Here is a 16,838-nt window from a genome sequence, read left to right on the forward strand (position 1 = left end):
ACAGAAAGATGAAGATCGACCGCATGCGGGTTTTCATGACCCGCGACAAGGACCGTCCCCGCGTGATCGTCGCACTCGACACCGATGACGGGCTGACGGGCTGGGGCGAATGCTACAATCACGGCCCCGACAAGGCGCTTCCGCCGCTGCTCGATTATCTCTACGAATTTTTGTCCGGCCAGGATCCGACACGCGTCGACTATCTCGTCAACCTGTTGATCCAGCAAAGCCGGTTCCCGCCGGGCGCGCTTGGCCTTGCCGCGATCTCCGCGCTCGATCACTGCCTGTGGGACCTTGCCGCAAAGGCGGCGAACGTCCCGGTCTACAAGCTGCTGGGCGGCGAAGTACGCGACCGCATCAAGGTCTATGCCGGAGTATACACCGCACCGGATGCGCCGGCGGCCCGCGACGAGTTCGATCGTCTGAAGGAGGGGTGGGGTTTTACCGCCTTCAAGCTTAGCCCCTGGCGGCTCGACATGCACGCACATCGCTGGGGCAATGTCGTCAAAGCCTCGGCGGATTATTTCCGCTCGCTGCGCGAAACGGTCAATGACGAATACGAGATTGCCTTCGACGCCCACGCCAAGATCTTCGAGCCGATCGCCGCAAGGCAACTCGGCAATGCGCTGGCCCCCTACGACCCGCTGTTTTACGAGGAACCGCTGCGGCCTGAGAACATCGAGGCCTGGGGTGATCTGAAACAGGGGCTCAATTGCGTGCTGGCGACAGGTGAGTCGCTCTATAACAGAAACGAGTTCCTGCGCCTGCTACAGGTCAAGGGCGCCGACCTCATCCAGCCGGATATCTGTGTTGTCGGCGGCATCAGTGAAATGCGCCGCATTGCCACGCTCGCCGAAGCCTATTTCGTCGGTGTGGCGCCGCATAACCCGATGGGACCGCTTGCCACCGCGGTCAACGTTCATTTTTCGGCCGCTGTGCAAAATTTCCGCATCCTCGAATACCGGCTGCCAAAGGGACAGGCCTACGTCTATGGCGGCATCGATATCGAGAAGCGGCAGGGAGAAACCCGCTACGTCGTCGATCCCTATCTGCCGAAGGACGGTTATCTCGAATTGCGTCCCGATCGGCCGGGCTGGGGCGTCGAAATTGACGAGAAGGCGATGGAAGAGGAAGGCTACATCCATTGGCAGCGGCGCGTGCCTAAGCGGCCCGACGGCTCCTACGCCTTCGCCTGAGGGCATTGCGCGCTTTCATAACAGGCGCTGGCCGCCCGGATGGACGCGGCCAGCGCCCGCAGGGCGACGCTTCTAGAGCATGATGCCGAAAGGTGTGAGCGGTTTCGGGTGACATCATGCTCTAAGTATTTAATTTAGGACAGGATTCGGATTTTAGGCCGACCGGCCTAAAATCATCCTGTTCTAGGCATCTTTCGGCAGCACTGAGCGAACCCTTGCGATGAAGACATGGAAGTCCTGCATGTAAGTGCGAAGGAAATCAGCGGTTTGGTCGTTCGTGACCTCACCGTCATCGGTGATCAGCCCCGTTGTGAACTGGATGTATGCTTCCGGGGCATTCATCTGGGGAGAGTTGCAGAAACTGAGCACACTGCGCAAATTCTGCTGGGCGACTGCCGTGCCTATCGCGCCCGGCGACGTGCCGATCACCGCTGATGGCTTGCGTGTGAACGAGTTGGTGCCGTAGGGGCGGCTCGCCCAGTCGATGGCGTTTTTCAGCCCGCCGGGTATGGATCGATTGTATTCGGGCGTGACGAACAGCACCGCGTCGACAGCCGCGATTGCCGCTTTGAATGCCTTGCCAGCCGGAGGGTAGTCGGCGTCATAGTCGTAGCTGTAGAGCGGCAGGTCCTTGAAGGATATCTCCGACATTTCAAGTTCCGGCGGGGCGAGCCGCACCAACGCGTTGGCGAGCTTGCGGTTGATCGAGCCCTTGGCGAGGCTGCCGATGAGATAGCCTACTTTATGCGTGGTCATGGCGTTCTCCAATATCTCGCATGAGAATGGACGTATCATACGCTAGGATCACAGAAGGGGTTTCCTGTCCTTTGATCGCAGGTCACTAATCGCCGAGGAACGTGACCGTCTCGTCGAGCGGGGCGCGGCCTGTACGGGCGTAACTGACCCTGGGATCCTCGTACCCGATCGACATGCCGCAGAAGAGGATCAGCCCGTCCGGGGGCGACAGGACCTCCGCGACCGTCTCGCGAACCTGCGACCACGCCATCTGCGGGCAACTGTGCAGACCTTCGGCGCGGAGCAACAGCATGACGGTCTGCAGATACATGCCGACGTCAGCCCATTGGGGTAGCCCCAGGTCACGGTCGATGTAGCAGAACAGGGCGGCGGGCGCGCCGAAACAGTTCCAGTTGGCGATTGCTGCCCGCTGGCGCGCCTCCCAGTCCTCGCGCGCAATACCGAGCGCGCTGTAGCGCTCCTTGCCGAAGGCGGACCGGCGCTCCCCATAGGGGGGCTTCAGCTCGTGCGGGTACATCTCGTACTGCCGCTTGTCCCAGGGGTCGCCATGGGCGACGCGCTCGACGGCGGACGTCTTGAGTTCTGCCAGCGATGCGCCCGTCATCACGTAGGTGTTCCACGGCTGGATGTTCGATCCTGACGGCGACCAAGCGGCGGCGGACAGCACACGCTCAAGCACCTCCCTCTGCACAGGCTCGTCTTTAAATCCGCGCACCGACCGTCGACTTTTGACTGCCTCATATACGTCCATGATCGCCTCCGTCCGCCGGCCGTTCGTTACGACCATAGTCATGGCCGTCTCGTGCTGACTGTTCCGTTCCTGATGTGGTTCATTATCTCCATTCGCAATGGAGGCGTAATCACACCGTGGTCTAGGAGGCGTACATCAAACGTACATCAGGGATCGATGCGATCGGGGGCATGTGGGCGAAGGATCGCGAGACTCCCGCGCAACTGCATCCCGGCCTGGAATTACGCCCCGACTTCCAGCTTGGCGCTTACGCTCAAGCCGCAATCATCTCCTTCGAAACCGCGTTCTTCCCCGCTGCGCTGCTCTTCGTTGCCTCGGCGCCGATACTGAGTTGCCTACAAGATCATGCTCGGCAGAATTGGAGGCCAATCATGAGCCGCAAGGGCAACGGTTCGTCATTTCGTCAGGCGCCTGCGGCTCGGACGCGTTCCCCTTGGGTGCGACGGTGCCATCCGAAGACGTCAGCGAGCGTATCGAGCATCGCCTTGGCCGCGTCGGATTGAAGTGAATAGTAGATCGTCTGGGCAGCCCTTCGCGGCTGCACGAGTTCCTGATCTCGAAGAATTGCCAAATGCTGGGAAGTCGAAGATTGGCTCAATCCGACCTCGTCGGCCAGAACGCCCACGGACATTTCTCCTTCGGCCAGCAGATGCAGAATGTGAAGCCGTTTGGCGTTCCCCATGGCCGACAAGAAGTTTGCTTCGTTGTCGAAGGCGTTGGATTCAGGGGACGGCGCGGCTGACGATTGATTGTTCAAGGCGAGATCTCCTTTGGGGAACCAAAGCCGGGTCATATCCCCGAGCTTTAATTTAGAGATAACGCATGGGTGCGGGGCCGAAACCCATTATCGGCGCCGCGTCGTCTTTTCCGGCGCGAATCGGATACGGCGCGCATCAAATGGACAGCGGCGGCAGATCATGTTCGAGGCCGGCATCCTTCGCCTATGCGCTAGCGCGGGCCGACCTGGCGCATTTGTGCGGGCAGTGTTTCCCAGGCCCGGATCAGTTCGCCGATAGAGGCCGCCTCCATCTTGTGCATGACATTGCTGCGATGCAGCTTGACTGTCACTTCGCTGATGCCGAGGTCGAAGGCGATCTGCTTGTTCAGACGTCCGCGTGCCACTTCATGCAGAACTTCGCGTTCACGCTGCGTCAGCGTTTCCAAGCGCTCGATATTGCGCTTGGCGATCGCGGCTTCCGCCCGTCGTTCGGCATCCATCGCAATGGCTGCACTGATGGCGTCGAGCAGCGTCTGGTCCCGCACCGGTTTGGTGAGAAAATCCACGGCACCGGCCTTCATCGCCTGGACGGTCATCGGGATGTCGCCATGCCCGGTCAGGAAGATGATCGGCTTGGAATTGCCATTTTCGGCCAGATGACGCTGCAGGTGGAGGCCGCTTGCCCCCGGCATGCGCACATCGAGGATCAGGCAGCCGGGGCTGTCCAAGATATCGGCGTCAAGCAATTCACGGGTCGAAGCAAAACTGGTCGACTGGAAACCCGCCGACAGGATCAACTCCGATAGCGCCTCGCGAACCGATGCGTCGTCATCGACGATAATGACAAGCGGCTGGTTCTCTTCATAAGTGCACTGCAGTGATAACGGCGCCGATCTCCGCTGCAACGGCTGGTCAACTCTCATGTCACCCTCCATCTGTCGATTTATGCAAAGCATTGGCGATGGCCGCCAGCAGGGCCTGGGCATCGAAGGGCTTGCGAAAAAATCCGCCCGCGCCTTGAGCGCGTCCCTGATCGGCTATCTCGTGGCGGCCGGTGATCAGGAACACCGGCAGCTCCGGACGTGACTTCCTCACGAGGTCACGAAGTTCGAAGCCGTCGATGCCAGGCATTCCGATATCGGTGATGAGCAGGTCGAGGTCCGACAGCCCGTTGATGAGCAGCGAGCCCGCCGACGAGAAGCTGCGGGCCACATAACCCGCAGATTCCAGAAGGTCGCCCATCGATTCCAGCAACCTCGGATCGTCATCGACGATTGCCACGACGTGTCTTGTCTTGTTCATGTTCAATTCCCTCCCACTCGGCGCGAGTGGGTTATTGGTATTTCCAATCTCTCCGCGATCCGCACCAGATCGGCGAGCGACGCCGCCGCCATTTTCTGCATCACATTTCTTCTGTGGATTTGCAGCGTTACTTCGCTGATTCCCAATTCGGCTGCCGCCTGCTTGTTGAGAAGGCCGCTGACAACGAGTGGCAGCACCTCGCGCTCGCGCGGCGTCAGGTCGAGATAGTGCCGTCTGAGCATGTCGATCTCGGCGCGCTCGGCTCTCTTTTCCCGATCCTGAGCAAGCGCCGCCTGGATTGCCGCCATGAGATCCGCATCGCTGAACGGTTTGGTCAGGAAATCCACCGCGCCATGCTTGATCGCACGCACGGAGGAGGGAATGTCGCCGTGTCCCGTAATGAAGACGATCGGCGGATGATCCCTGTCGGCGATCTGCCTCTGCAGATCGAGACCGTTGATGTCAGGCAGCTCGATATCCAGCACGAGGCAGGCGGGCACGTCCGGCTTGTCCGCTCTCACATAGTCGCCGGCCGATTCGAAGGCGATGGCGCGCATGCCGTGCGAGTCCAGCAGCTCGCCGAGCGCTTCCCGAACACGTTCATCATCGTCGACGATGAAGACGATATGGTCGTCAACCGTCATGGCACCGCCTTCGTTTCAATAGGCAATGTGAAGATCAACGTCGCTCCGCGGGGGTCGTTCTTCTCGGCCCACAATCGGCCACCATGCTGCTCGACGATCGAGCGGCAGATCGCCAGCCCCATGCCCATCCCATTTTCTTTTGTCGTGAAGAAAGGGTCGAACATCTTCTCGGGGAACTCGATACCGTGGCCGCGATCGCTGATTTCGGTCTGCACGACATTGCCGATGTGGCGCACGCGCATCTCGATCAACTTATCTCCTGCAATGGCTTCCATCGCCTCAATGCCGTTGCGGATCAGATTGATCAGAACCTGCTGGATCTGGATGCGATCGACTGCGATGAGCGGAAGGTTGCCGTCGACGTTCACGTCCATCCGAACGCGACGCCGCGACGTTTCGTCAGCCATGAGGTTGCGGGCTTCGTCGATGATGCTGGAGAGCGTCGTCTGGATCCTCCTGTCAACGGATTGTTTGAACAAGGCGCGAATGCGGCTGACGACATCCGCCGCCGAGTTGGCATCCCGGATGATGCGCTCGACCGTCCTCTGTGCACGCTCCATATTCGGCGGCTCGGCCATGAGCCAGCGCTGGCAGGCGTGTGAGTTGGCCACGACGGCCGCAAGCGGCTGGTTCACCTCGTGCGCGATGGAGGCCGAAAGCTCGGCCAGGCTCGCCACCTGGCTCGCCCGTGCAAGACCCTCTCGCGCTCGACGCAGATCTTCCTCCGCGTGAACTTCACCGTCGATATCGAGGCATATGACATTCCACTGGACGATGACGCCTTCGGCATTGCGCATCGGTGCCGCGCGCGTCTCGACCCAGCGATATTCACCATCATGGCGCCGCAGACGGTGCCTACGCGCATAGGGCTCGCCAGTGGACAATGAATGGGCATAGTTTTCTTTGACCCCTGCCACATCGTCGGGATGAACCCCGGCATCGAGTGTGCCGTCCAGCCGGGTTTTGCCTGTTCCATCCAACTCATCGAGATTATAACCGAGGAAGTCGCGCAGTTGCTGGCTGCGATAGATCGGCTCCCCATCAGGTGCTGCGCAATCGATCATTGCCGGCAGCGTTTCAACGAGCTGCGAGAGCGATCGTTCTCTCTCCCGCAACGCCTCCTCGACGCGTAGTTGATCGTCGATGTCATGCGACAGGCCATACCATTGGACGATACGGCCGCTCTGATCCCGCAGCGGTTCGGCGCTGCCTTTCACCCAGCGGTAGGCGCCGTCGGCGCGCCGCAGGCGATACTGCTTCGAAAAGCCCTCGCCGGTGACGAGGGAATGGTTGAGCGCTTCGGCGAGGCTGGCGGCATCATCGGGATGGACGGCGGCTTCGATGAGGGCTGCCAGCCGGCTCAAGCCGGGCTTTTCCATATCGGCGATGCCGAGACCGAGAAAATCGATCAGGCGCTGGTTGAAGAAGGTCGGGGTGCCTTCCGAGTTGAGCCGCCAGAGCAGGCTGGGAACCATATCCACCAGTTGCGAAAGCTCTCGCTCGCGGTCGCGCAGCGCTTCCTGCGCGCGCATCTCGTCGTCGATGTCGACTGAGATCACATACCATTGCATGATTGCGCCGCCTTGATCCCGCAGCGGTTCCGCGCGGCCGTCGACCCAGCGATAGGCACCGTCGAAACGGCGCATGCGGTATTTTATCGAGAAGGGATCGCCACTGGCGAGGGAATGGTGAACCGTCTCCAGCAACCTCAATGCGTCATCGGGATGGACGAGGGTGTGAATGACCGACGAGAGACGGCTCATGTCGGGCCTGTCCATATCGCCTACGTCGAGACCGAAAAAGTCGATCAGGCGTTTGTTGAAGAAGACCGGCTCCCCTTCCGGCGTCAGGCGCCTGATCTGAGCGGGGACCATGTCGACGAGCTGCGAGAGTTCGCGCTCTCGGTTACGCAACGCCTCCAGTGCGCGCACCTCATCGTCGATGTCGAGAGAAACGCCATACCATTCCGCGACCGTTCCGTTTTCGTCGCGCCGAGGCTCCACCCGGCACTCCGCCCAGCGGTAGACGTCATCCTTTTCGCGCCAGCGAAATCGCATCGCGCAGCCGTCGCCGGTTTCGAAGCAGTTCCGGAGCGTGCGCTGGATATCGGGAGCGTCTTCGGGATGAACCAGCTGCTGCAGCAGATCGTCGATGCGCGGTTCACCGAGAGCGTCGAAATTGGCGATAACCGAGCGGAAATGGTCCTGATACCGCTTGTTGAAATAGAACGACCCGCCGTTAGGCTCTACACTCCAGATGCGGACCGGCACGGCGTCTATGATCTGCTGAAGCTGTTGTTGGCTTCGACGCACAGCTTCCTCGGCATGGACCTGATCGTCGATGTCGTGGCAAAGGCCGTACCATTGGACGATGCGCCCCGCCTGATCCCGCATTGGCTCGGCCCGGCTCGACATCCAGCGATAAATTCCGTCGGCGCGGCGCAAGCGATAGCGGCTGGCGAAGTTCTCGCCCGTGAGAAGACACCTCCGCAGGGCATCACCGAACCCCACCGCATCCTCGGGATGAACAGTGGCGTCCAGGAGCGCCTCCAGCCGACTCATGCCCGGCTTATCGAAATCCACCACATCCAGGCCGAGGAAATCGACCATCCGCCTATTGAAGAATGTCGGCTCGCCATCGGGCGTCAGGCGCCACACATGGCTCGGAACCATATCCACGAGATGCGAAAGCTCCTCCTCCCGTTCCCGCAATGTTTCTATGCTTTGGCGCAAATTGAGCAATGCCGACTGGTGCTGCCGGGAAATGGCGGCCACGATGAGCGCCGAAAATGCCGAGATGGCCAGAAAAAGCTGCAGCATGACCTGCTTGTGCTTCTGGGACTCGGGATCGCCGGCGAACTGGCTGGTCCCCGTTATCGTAAACAGCGCCGTGATCAGGGCGAGGAGAGCCAAGGATACGGCAGCACCTTTGAACTCGAAGCGAACGGCAGCCCAAAGAAGGGGCGGCATGATGATGTATGCGAAGGGGAGGTAGCCGCTCAGAGAAAGAGCGGCAACGCCGAGAAAGATCAATCCCAGGACGCCAGCTTCCACCCATTGCGCGGCTGAGAGCTGGGTCTTGCCGCGCCAGCTATGAAATACAACCAGCGCCAGCGGCGCTACGATCAAGACGCCGGTGGCGTCTCCGATCCACCATAGAGGCCAAGCCGTTGCGAAGGATTGCGATTGCATGCCAAACCATGCCAGGGTCGCACTTCCCACAGTCGCGCTGACGATGGGCGCGATCCCTGCGCCCAGTACCACAAATGCCAAAACGTCCTGCAAGGTTTCAAACCGAACTGGCCGCTTCAAAGTCTGGTTGACGAGCCATGCTCCGGCCACCGCTTCAAGAGCGTTGCCGATGTAGATCAGGACGGCCGCAGGCAGGGGGCTGTGGAACCATACGTAATTGCTGAACAATTCAGCCAGGCAGCCCCCCAGTACCCACCAAGGCCAGCTGTAGCGGGGGGCGAGGACAAGTGTCGCGATGAAAAGCCCCGCCGCAGGCCAGATGGAAATGCCGGTTCCAGGGACAATTGCGAGCGACTGCGCGAATCCGCATGCCAGCACATAGGCGACGATGAAAAGCCCCAGATGCAGGGGTCGGGGGCGGTGCGACCAGACGCTCATCATCAGCTGCTCCTGCCGGACAGGCAAAGCCAGCGGATCGTCGGCGTTTCGTACCGTAGTTCTTCTCGATTTCGGGGCTGGCGAGCTCATGTTCAAACCGTAACCCCGCCACATTACAACCGCAACTCATGGAAACCCATGCATTGCGCGGGGATGTAACCGCCGTGCCGGGGTCGGCACTTTTGCGCAAACGAGGAATTGGGGACCTGTTCTGCCTTCCTGGTGGGGCATCCTGACCGTTGGGCTGGTTTTCCTAGACCTACGGCTAAAGCGACCGATCCCCACGGACGATAGAGGGCGCCTGGTTTTCCAGTCATTGTCGATCCAATCGATCGCCAGACATTGAAGACGATGGGGAGCCCGTCGGCGATCTCGTCTTCATTCGCGCCGCGCAATGCAACAAAGGGGTGCTGAGATGAAAATCACGGTGGCGGGAGCAACAGGTGTTATCGGAACACGGCTCAGTGAAAACTTGCGCCAGTCCGGTCATCAAGTCGCGGCCGCATCGTTGTCGCTGGGCGTCGACACCATCACCGGAAAAGGCCTTGATGCGGCCTTGGCAGGGGCTGAGGTCATTGTTGATGTCACCAACGCGGCGTCCTTCGGCGACCGCGCCGCGCTGGATTTTTTCAGGGCTTCGACCAGGAATTTGCTTGCTGCCGCAACTGAGGCCGGCGTCAGCCACTATCTTGCACTTTCCGTCGTCGGTACGCCGCGTCTCGTTGAAAGCGATTACTTCCGCGCGAAAATGGTGCAGGAGAATCTCATCAGGGCGTCGAAGCGACCCTATACTATTCTCCGCTCCACGCAGTTTTACGAGTTCATCAGCGGATTGATCGACACCGGCGCTGATGGTGATGTGTTTCGATTGCCGCCGGCGTTCATGAGACCGGTCGCAGCTGGAGACGTCGCCGCGTTGCTGGCGGAATTGGCAATGGGAGCGCCGTTCAACGATGTCGCCGAAATCAGTGGCCCGGAGCAATTCGCTATTGATGAAATCGCTCGGATCTATCTCACCGCGAACGAAGATGAACGGCAGGTGGTAACGGATCCATCCACCTCGTATTTCGGCGTTGAATTGACTGACGACGCGCTGCTTCCAGGCGCCGGCGCGCGCGTTGCAACCGAGAAGCTCTCCGACTGGCTCTACCAATCGATGGGGGAGTAGGTCATGCGGCTTTTGGATTTAAAATTGACCTGCCGCTGACCGGTATCGTTGCCGGGTCTGGTCTGAGCAATGCGTGTGGTCTCAATGGCTCACCGCAATCGTCAAATCGAGGTGAACGGGAATTCCAGGACTTGCTTTCCGAAATATTGTGCACTAAGTAATCGCGTGCGATATAAAAGGAGTTTGACTATGTTGAAGATATTTGTCGCCGCTGTCGCGATCACCGCAGGTGGCCTTTTGAACGCCCATGCGGCCGAAAAGCCGACGGTCGTCCTTGTGCATGGCGCATTTGCCGATGCCTCCAGTTGGAATGGCGTGATCACACGTCTTGAAAAAGATGGATATCCGGTGGTGGCGGTCGCTAATCCGCTTCGAAGCGTAACGTCCGATGGCGATTACGTCGGCAAAGTGGTTGCTGGATTGAAGACCGACGTCGTTCTCGTCGGCCACTCCTACGGTGGCTCAGTGATCAACGAGGCAGCAGCCGGCAGCGCCAATGTCAAATCGCTCGTCTTCGTCGCGGCGTTCGCGCCCGATGTTGGGGAAACTGCCCTTGTGCTTTCGGGCAAGTTTCCCGGAAGCACGCTCGCACCGACCCTCGCGGAACCCGTGCAGTTGGATGGGGGAGTAAAGGACCTGTACATCAAGCAGAGCGCGTTTCACGATCAATTCGCTGCAGATGTATCCAAGGCGGATGGCAAGCTGATGGCCGCAACACAGCGCCCAATCACCGATAAGGCTCTTGGCGAGGCCTCGACCGTGGCGAGCTGGAAGAAGATCCCGTCTTGGTTCGTCTATGGTGACGCGGATAAAAACATACCGCCAAAGGCGCTAGGATGGATGGCGGAACGAGCGGGTTCTAAAGAGACGGTTGTGGTGAAAGGCGCGTCTCACGTCGTGATGGTCTCTCATCCCGATAAAGTCGCGAAGGTCATCGAAGACGCTGCGTCCAATAAATAAACGGCGCATTGTGGTTCTGCGACCGGATCAGCATTGATCCGGTCGTGGTAAGGCAATACGCAATGCGAGATACCGAAGTCTCTTTTCTCTCGAACTGTCGGGGCCATATCCTGTTCCAAGCCGATGGCCGTGAACTGTCGCGATCTCATGGACGGGTGATCCTGTAGACCAGCAAATCATCTGAATCCACAAGCTTGGTTGCGGTCTTGTCCAGATAGTCGATGACACCATCATGATGCTCGACGAACAGCCGGCCCTGCTTGTCGACGGCGTTCTTGGCCGCGCCGAACAGATCCGCGCCTTGCGCGCGCAATTCCTCGAGCTGTGCGATCGCGGTGGCGTCATCCGCGACGAATTTCGACCATTCGACATCGCCTCCGCCAGGCGGGAACAACCAGCCGCGCGCCCTGCTGTAGTAGACTGCGACGGGATCGCCGACCTCGGGCGCGATGGCGACGACGAGGTCGCCCGGTTGCGCCAACCGCGCCAGTTCCTCGCCAAGCAGCTTGCCCTTCATGGCGATTGGCTTCTTCATCGTCCTGACGAGCGGCAATGTCGACCACGCAAGCCCGACGGCGACGATGCAGATCGAGCGAAGCACAACCGCCGGCGTTAGAATGCTTCGCGATGCAAGCGTTGCCAGAAAAAGCGCGCCGTGGCCGCAGAACATCGCGACCGGCACATGGAAGATGTGGAAGTTCCACACATTGCTGGTGATCTCGCCGGCCGCAGCCAGATAGACGATCATGGCCGCAGCCAGCCACACGTAGGGAATGGCCGAAAGGGTGCGTTGCTTCGGGTCTTCGGCGGGGCTGGGCGGCATCCACAAGCCGACGGCCAGCAGCACCAAGAACGGATAGCCGTAGAACCACAAGACCGAGGTGTTCCATAAGGATTCGAAGTAGAATCTGTCCCTGACATATGTCCAGAAGCCGTCATCCCAGATATAGCCGCCGGTGCCGGCGACATGAAACGGCGGATAGCTGCGGCGAGATAAATCGCCCAGCTGAAATAAGCGCCAATGATGGCCAGGCTCAAAAGCCCCGACAGGAAAACCCAGGTCGCCTGCTTTCGCTTCCTCTCCAGAATCCAGCAGACCATCAGATAGAAGATGACGGCGCCGGCAGCGATGCCTGGTGGCTTTGACAGCACGCCGAGCGAGAAGCAGACCGTGGCGAGCGGCAAGAGCCAGCCGCTGCCGCCCGCCCAGTATTTGACGAACAGCCAGACGCCGAGAGTGACCAAGGCCAGCATCGCGGGATCGGGAAGAAACGAGCTGTCGATCATGACCGCCGCCGGCATCAGCGCGTAGGCAAGTGCCGTCGCGTGGGCGTGCATCTCGTCCCAGCAGAGCGCCGTTAACCGGTGCAGCGAAAACACCGTCACCAGACCGAAGAAGGCAGCAACCATGCGGCCGAACCAGTCGTGCCAGCCGAAGAACTGATAGAGCAGGGCTGTGAGATAGCTGACGATCTGGAACTCGCGCCCCTGATAGCTTGGTCCGGGTCCGGTCCAGCTGACTTCCGGAAAGAAAATGTTCCAGCTGCGCTGCTGGAAATTGTCGGCCATCATTGCAGTGCTTATCTCGCGCCAGCTGAAGCCGTCGACCAGCGGCAAGGTGATCTTGTGGAATCTGAAGACGATCGCAATAAACAGGATCCCCAGCAAGATCGCGGTGTCGAGGTTCAGGTAGTTGCGAGCAGCGATGTCCCGGTCGGTCGTCTGCTGCTGACTTTGCTGACCCTTGGACTGATTCAATTCCGGCTCGTGCGTTATCTGAAACCGTGTCCTCCCTTCCGCCCGACGCGGCGCGATATGCGCCGGCATCGGATCGAGAGCAAGATTAGGCTGAGCGGGATCTCGCCGCCGGCGCGGCCGGCTGCGGAGCGGTTCGGAGGCTTCACCGGGCAGCGTCTTGGAAGGCTTGCGGGGCGGTTTTCTCATGATGGCAGTTCATCAGCAAAGCCTTAAAAAGCAATTCACCCAGATTGATTAGCGACTCATTCAAACATAACAAGAACATCAGCGGGGCGGCTGCCAATCTGAAATTGAGGCATGGAGTGCGGGATGCGCGAGCCGCCGATCAGCGAAGCCGTGGGAGACGCTGAGCGTGAGGAGGTGATCGCCTATCGAAGGGCGCCGCTATCGGCATTCTGCTGGAGGACGGCCGATTGGTGATCTGGTGGCGGGTGCGATAATGAGCGAGTATATTTCCATGTCGGGTGAAACGGCGTTCACCGCAGCATCCTGGATCAGTGCTTCGGGGATGCCCCAAGGTTGACGAAAAGACATCCATTGCCGATCTCTATTTGTGTCAGAAGGTCCGCCCTTACCTCTTCGCCAACAACCGCTTTTAAGTGCCGCCACTTTTGGCCCTTCGGATGTGCAGGCACCGGTACGCCTTCTCGCAAAAATAGCGTTACTTCAGGAGCTTCATCTGATTTGTAGATGCAAATTCTCACCGGCTCAACTCCTGTTGGCAGCAAATATTGTGCACTGCAAAACAGCAAATGGCAAACACTCATTTGCCGGCTAAGTCAACATTGGGCCGGATTCTGGCAGCTAGCGTTGAAGTGGCGGCGGCAGGTCCAAAGGATTGGCATCGGATTACGCGGGCTTCCAGGCCGCCGCACGGATCGTCGGCGCACCTGCAGCAATGAGTTGACGGTGAGTTCATCGGCAACACCGGCCGCCACGCCGCCAGGCTAGCAATGCGCGTGGTAAAGGGCTGGCGGTTGGAGGACGCGCGAATTGCCTTTCCAACGACTTGGTTGTCCGTGAGAGTGGCGTGTGAACTGGCCGGGGCGCGGTTAAAAGAAGGCGGCGGGCCCTCATGTTGCCCACCGCCCACCCCTCCCGGCGTCCGCCGCCACGGTCGGGAGGAGCGCTGAGCCTATCTGAGCCAGGCCACGGTTTGTATCCAAGCAGATAAACAAAAATGCGGTGTCATTCCACAGTCACATAAGCATTTGTGAGGAGTGTTTTGCCGCCAGGCGAATGTCATTGAAGTTGTTGCGGTCGCCGCCGCCGTGCCTGTGGATAGGCTGTGGATATCCGGTGGACGACACGATCAATCAGCGGGCGATAACGTCGCAGATGGCAATCGCATGTTGCCTATCCGTTCCGAATCTCATCATTCTGCCGTTGCTGCTGTCGACCTCCGCCGCAAACGTCGTCGACCGCATGCCACGGGCGCTCCGACTGATGTCGTGGAGCGCCCTTTTCTTTGGATTCGGCGTCTCGTCACAAAAGAGGTATGAGAACCGATAGCTGAGCCTCGCATATCGTTGTTCATGCCATAGATTACGCCAATCGGTCGTCGATCAATCGGGCGACACCGACCCCGGTGACCGGCCGGTACCTATTCATAACTTTCGGGAGTTGCATGATGGAATATCGACGTTTGGGAAAGTCGGGCCTGAAGGTGAGCGAGTTCTCTTTCGGCTCATGGGTCACGTTCGGCAAACAGGTCGATGGAGGCGACGCCGTCGACCTGATGAAGCTTGCCTACGACAACGGGGTGAACTTCTTCGACAATGCTGAAGGATACGAGAGCGGCAAGTCCGAGATCGTGATGGGCGAGGCGCTCAACCGGCTTGGCTGGAGCCGTGACAGCTTCGTCGTCTCCAGCAAGGTCTTCTGGGGAGGCCAGAAGCCCACACAGCGCGGCCTGTCGCGCAAGCATGTGACCGATGCCTGCCATGCAGCGCTCAAGCGGCTTCAGGTCGACTATCTCGACCTTTACTTCTGCCACCGCCCGGATATCGACACGCCGATCGAGGAAACGGTCCGGGCAATGCATGATCTCGTCGCCCAAGGCAAGGTGCTCTATTGGGGCACGTCGGAATGGTCCGCACAGCAATTGACGGAAGCCTACGCCGTTGCCCGGGACTTGCGCATCACGCCGCCGACCATGGAGCAGCCGCAGTACAACATCTTCGAACGCCAGAAGGTCGAGTCCGATTACTTGCCGCTCTATGACCTGATGGGCCTTGGCACCACGATCTGGTCGCCGCTGGCCTCCGGCGTCCTGACCGGCAAATACAACGACGGTGTTCCGGCCGACAGCCGTATGAACCTGCCGGGCTACGAATGGCTGAAGGAGAAGTGGTCCAGCGATGCCGGCCGCTCCCAGCTCAGACAAGTCGGCGAGCTCGCCAAGCTCGCGGACGAGATCGGCCTGTCGATCACGCATCTCGCCCTTTTGTGGTGCCTTGCCAATCGAAACGTCTCGACCGTCATTCTCGGAGCCTCGCGCGCCAGCCAGTTGCAGGACAATCTCGCGGCCCTCTCACACCGACAGAAGATGACGTCTGACGTTCTGGACCGGATCGACACGATCGTCGGAAACAAGCCCGAAGGACCGCGTCGCTTCTAAGAACAAATCTCCCTCGACGAGCCGGATTAAGTGTCGTCGAGGGAAAAGCGCCAGCTATGTTACCAGCACCATGGTGCTGCGGGCGGCGGTGGGAATGTTCGAGAATGTGAGGTGCCGCGTAGCGACCCGTACATCCCAATTTCGGTCGTTAGCGAAGCACGTCTTCATCGCAGGCTGCCGCCCCGCTAGTTGCCCCAGACGACGGCTTCCTCATGACGCTTGATCAGGTGGCGCAAGCTCTCGAAGACGGACCTGACAAACTCGGCGAAGTGATGAGCACGATTTCGTGCTGGCGCGGGAGTAGAGCCTCTCGGGCGGGTCGGGCAACTGCCCGGGCGATTATTTCCGTGCCAGCGGTTATCTCTAAAGCGCCGGATGCTGAGAAGGATCTTCAGATTCCAAGCACGGTCACGAGCGGGGGCGTGAAGTCCTTGAAGCCCAATCTCGGCCAGTCGCACCTTGTGTCAAACCTCGTTTTCGGTTCGTGGCGCTGACATTTCGGGTTGGTCTTGAAGGCGTATCCGGGCAAGGTGACATATCTGGCATTTGCCGTGCAAAGGGCAATGGCGATGCACAGCGTCAATGCGGAGCACATGGTTCTCATGGCACACCTCCAGGCGTCGTAGGAACCTTCAAGTGCGGAGAATTTCCGGTCGATAGTTCTCCCACTTTTGCCGGCCCCCCGCCATTCGCCTAATAGGAGGTGGCGTGGCGTCGTGAGTAATCCATTTAGTGGAGCATTGGCTAAGCGTTCAAGAAACCTGCATAAAATCCCAGACCTCATCGGGGTCGGTGGCGTCCAGCCATACGCTGAGGATTCATCGAAACGATACTTTCGAACGCACAGGCTGGTCGGGCGCCTCGATGACGAACGAAATCGGCGGATCGCAATCGGGCGTCACCACGTCAAGCAACCGGCCGGCGCAAGCGGACGCTACAAGCTTCCGGCTATCGTCTCGATCTGACCGACGCGAGCGGCAAGACCGAGACCATGAGCATGTTCGAGCCGGACAAAGGTTCCGACGGTCAACGGCAACAACTACCTGAAGGATGATGGGAAATAGAGAGGCAGCGCCCAAGCTGTTGATAAATCCGGCTTATACGGCGACGTCATTGATCTCGGTCGGCTGGAAAGCCACCGTGGGTATCAGTCACTTCGAGCCCTCGGCGAATAGGCGAATCACCGGAAATCTGTGTCATGTCGTCGGCCGTCTCGGCGGGCTGAAACGGACGGTTTGGTTAAGCATTTGTAAATTGGTAACGAATCGAGGCATATAGTAACTGCGCAACTGAAGCGCTTTCGTTCAAAATTGCGCAGTTACCTGGGAAAAAGATC

The 16,838-nt window shown here is 59.5% G+C and carries 12 protein-coding genes and 2 pseudogenes; 5 read left to right on the plus strand and 9 right to left on the minus strand.

Translation table 11 applies throughout. The features are described 5' to 3' along the window. Window positions 1-8 precede the first annotated feature (8 nt). Complete coding sequence (locus tag N1937_RS26760) at window positions 9-1,196, plus strand: galactarate dehydratase (protein WP_162116379.1); 1,188 nt, start codon at window positions 9-11, stop codon at window positions 1,194-1,196. 183 nt (window positions 1,197-1,379) lie between these two features. On the opposite strand, the gene N1937_RS26765 is transcribed toward N1937_RS26760, so the two are convergent. The 7 genes from N1937_RS26765 to N1937_RS26795 all read right to left on the minus strand — a co-directional run bounded on the left by N1937_RS26765 (window position 1,380) and on the right by N1937_RS26795 (window position 8,999). Beyond that, window positions 1,380-1,952 carry an NADPH-dependent FMN reductase gene (locus tag N1937_RS26765; RefSeq protein ID WP_162116380.1) on the minus strand — a complete coding sequence of 191 codons (573 nt, stop codon included), beginning with the start codon at window positions 1,950-1,952 and terminating at the stop codon, window positions 1,380-1,382. An 85-nt stretch (window positions 1,953-2,037) separates the two neighbouring features. Beyond that, on the minus strand, window positions 2,038-2,703 hold the full coding sequence (locus tag N1937_RS26770; RefSeq protein ID WP_162116408.1) for a nitroreductase: 666 nt from the start codon (window positions 2,701-2,703) through the stop codon (window positions 2,038-2,040). A 403-nt stretch (window positions 2,704-3,106) separates the two neighbouring features. Then, entirely contained in the window at window positions 3,107-3,460 is a 354-nt protein-coding gene (locus N1937_RS26775; protein WP_162116409.1) for an ArsR/SmtB family transcription factor, read from the minus strand. Between the two features lie 191 nt (window positions 3,461-3,651). Next, the gene (locus tag N1937_RS26780) at window positions 3,652-4,344 is read right to left on the minus strand and encodes a response regulator transcription factor (protein ID WP_170258415.1); all 693 of its coding nucleotides are present in this window, start codon (window positions 4,342-4,344) and stop codon (window positions 3,652-3,654) included. Between the two features lies 1 nt (window position 4,345). Then, window positions 4,346-4,723: a response regulator gene (locus N1937_RS26785; RefSeq protein ID WP_017967389.1), complete on the minus strand. Its 378-nt coding sequence runs from the start codon at window positions 4,721-4,723 to the stop codon at window positions 4,346-4,348. Between the two features lie 2 nt (window positions 4,724-4,725). After that, window positions 4,726-5,367, minus strand: coding sequence for a response regulator transcription factor (locus N1937_RS26790; RefSeq protein WP_162116382.1), 642 nt, complete (start codon window positions 5,365-5,367; stop codon window positions 4,726-4,728). Continuing rightward, a complete protein-coding gene (locus tag N1937_RS26795) occupies window positions 5,364-8,999 on the minus strand; it encodes a PAS domain-containing protein (protein ID WP_260059421.1) in 3,636 nt (1,211 codons plus the stop codon). Before N1937_RS26795 ends, N1937_RS26790 begins: the two co-directional genes overlap by 4 nt. Before the next feature lie 412 nt (window positions 9,000-9,411). On the opposite strand from N1937_RS26795, the gene N1937_RS26800 reads away from it, so the two are divergent. Both N1937_RS26800 and N1937_RS26805 read left to right on the plus strand, forming a co-directional pair. Then, window positions 9,412-10,164: an SDR family oxidoreductase gene (locus tag N1937_RS26800; protein ID WP_260059423.1), complete on the plus strand. Its 753-nt coding sequence runs from the start codon at window positions 9,412-9,414 to the stop codon at window positions 10,162-10,164. 189 nt (window positions 10,165-10,353) lie between these two features. Then, window positions 10,354-11,124, plus strand: coding sequence for an alpha/beta fold hydrolase (locus N1937_RS26805; protein ID WP_017967385.1), 771 nt, complete (start codon window positions 10,354-10,356; stop codon window positions 11,122-11,124). A 145-nt stretch (window positions 11,125-11,269) separates the two neighbouring features. On the opposite strand, the pseudogene N1937_RS26810 reads toward N1937_RS26805, so the two are convergent. Then, window positions 11,270-12,900, minus strand: a pseudogene (locus tag N1937_RS26810) (ArnT family glycosyltransferase). A 1,612-nt stretch (window positions 12,901-14,512) separates the two neighbouring features. On the opposite strand from N1937_RS26810, the gene N1937_RS26820 reads away from it, so the two are divergent. Beyond that, window positions 14,513-15,502 carry a potassium channel beta subunit family protein gene (locus tag N1937_RS26820; RefSeq protein ID WP_260059425.1) on the plus strand — a complete coding sequence of 330 codons (990 nt, stop codon included), beginning with the start codon at window positions 14,513-14,515 and terminating at the stop codon, window positions 15,500-15,502. A 391-nt stretch (window positions 15,503-15,893) separates the two neighbouring features. Here N1937_RS26820 and N1937_RS31465 read toward each other — a convergent pair whose 3' ends face one another. Beyond that, on the minus strand, window positions 15,894-16,106 hold the full coding sequence (locus tag N1937_RS31465; protein WP_018493339.1) for a hypothetical protein: 213 nt from the start codon (window positions 16,104-16,106) through the stop codon (window positions 15,894-15,896). Window positions 16,107-16,276: 170 nt separating this feature from the next. On the opposite strand from N1937_RS31465, the pseudogene N1937_RS31470 reads away from it, so the two are divergent. Then, window positions 16,277-16,566: pseudogene (locus N1937_RS31470) on the plus strand (hypothetical protein); the annotation flags it as partial. Window positions 16,567-16,838 lie beyond the last annotated feature (272 nt).

The organism is Rhizobium sp. WSM4643 (genome assembly GCF_025152745.1).
Lineage (GTDB): Bacteria > Pseudomonadota > Alphaproteobacteria > Rhizobiales > Rhizobiaceae > Rhizobium > Rhizobium leguminosarum_I.

Coding starts and splice junctions, on each gene's coding strand:
- N1937_RS26760 (WP_162116379.1), top strand. CDS start 9: ATGAAGATCGACCGCATGCGGGTTTTCATGACCCGCGACAAGGACCGT.
- N1937_RS26765 (WP_162116380.1), bottom strand. CDS start 1,952: ATGACCACGCATAAAGTAGGCTATCTCATCGGCAGCCTCGCCAAGGGC.
- N1937_RS26770 (WP_162116408.1), bottom strand. CDS start 2,703: ATGGACGTATATGAGGCAGTCAAAAGTCGACGGTCGGTGCGCGGATTT.
- N1937_RS26780 (WP_170258415.1), bottom strand. CDS start 4,344: ATGAGAGTTGACCAGCCGTTGCAGCGGAGATCGGCGCCGTTATCACTG.
- N1937_RS26785 (WP_017967389.1), bottom strand. CDS start 4,723: ATGAACAAGACAAGACACGTCGTGGCAATCGTCGATGACGATCCGAGG.
- N1937_RS26790 (WP_162116382.1), bottom strand. CDS start 5,367: ATGACGGTTGACGACCATATCGTCTTCATCGTCGACGATGATGAACGT.
- N1937_RS26795 (WP_260059421.1), bottom strand. CDS start 8,999: ATGATGAGCGTCTGGTCGCACCGCCCCCGACCCCTGCATCTGGGGCTT.
- N1937_RS26800 (WP_260059423.1), top strand. CDS start 9,412: ATGAAAATCACGGTGGCGGGAGCAACAGGTGTTATCGGAACACGGCTC.
- N1937_RS26805 (WP_017967385.1), top strand. CDS start 10,354: ATGTTGAAGATATTTGTCGCCGCTGTCGCGATCACCGCAGGTGGCCTT.
- N1937_RS26820 (WP_260059425.1), top strand. CDS start 14,513: ATGGAATATCGACGTTTGGGAAAGTCGGGCCTGAAGGTGAGCGAGTTC.
- N1937_RS31465 (WP_018493339.1), bottom strand. CDS start 16,106: ATGAGAACCATGTGCTCCGCATTGACGCTGTGCATCGCCATTGCCCTT.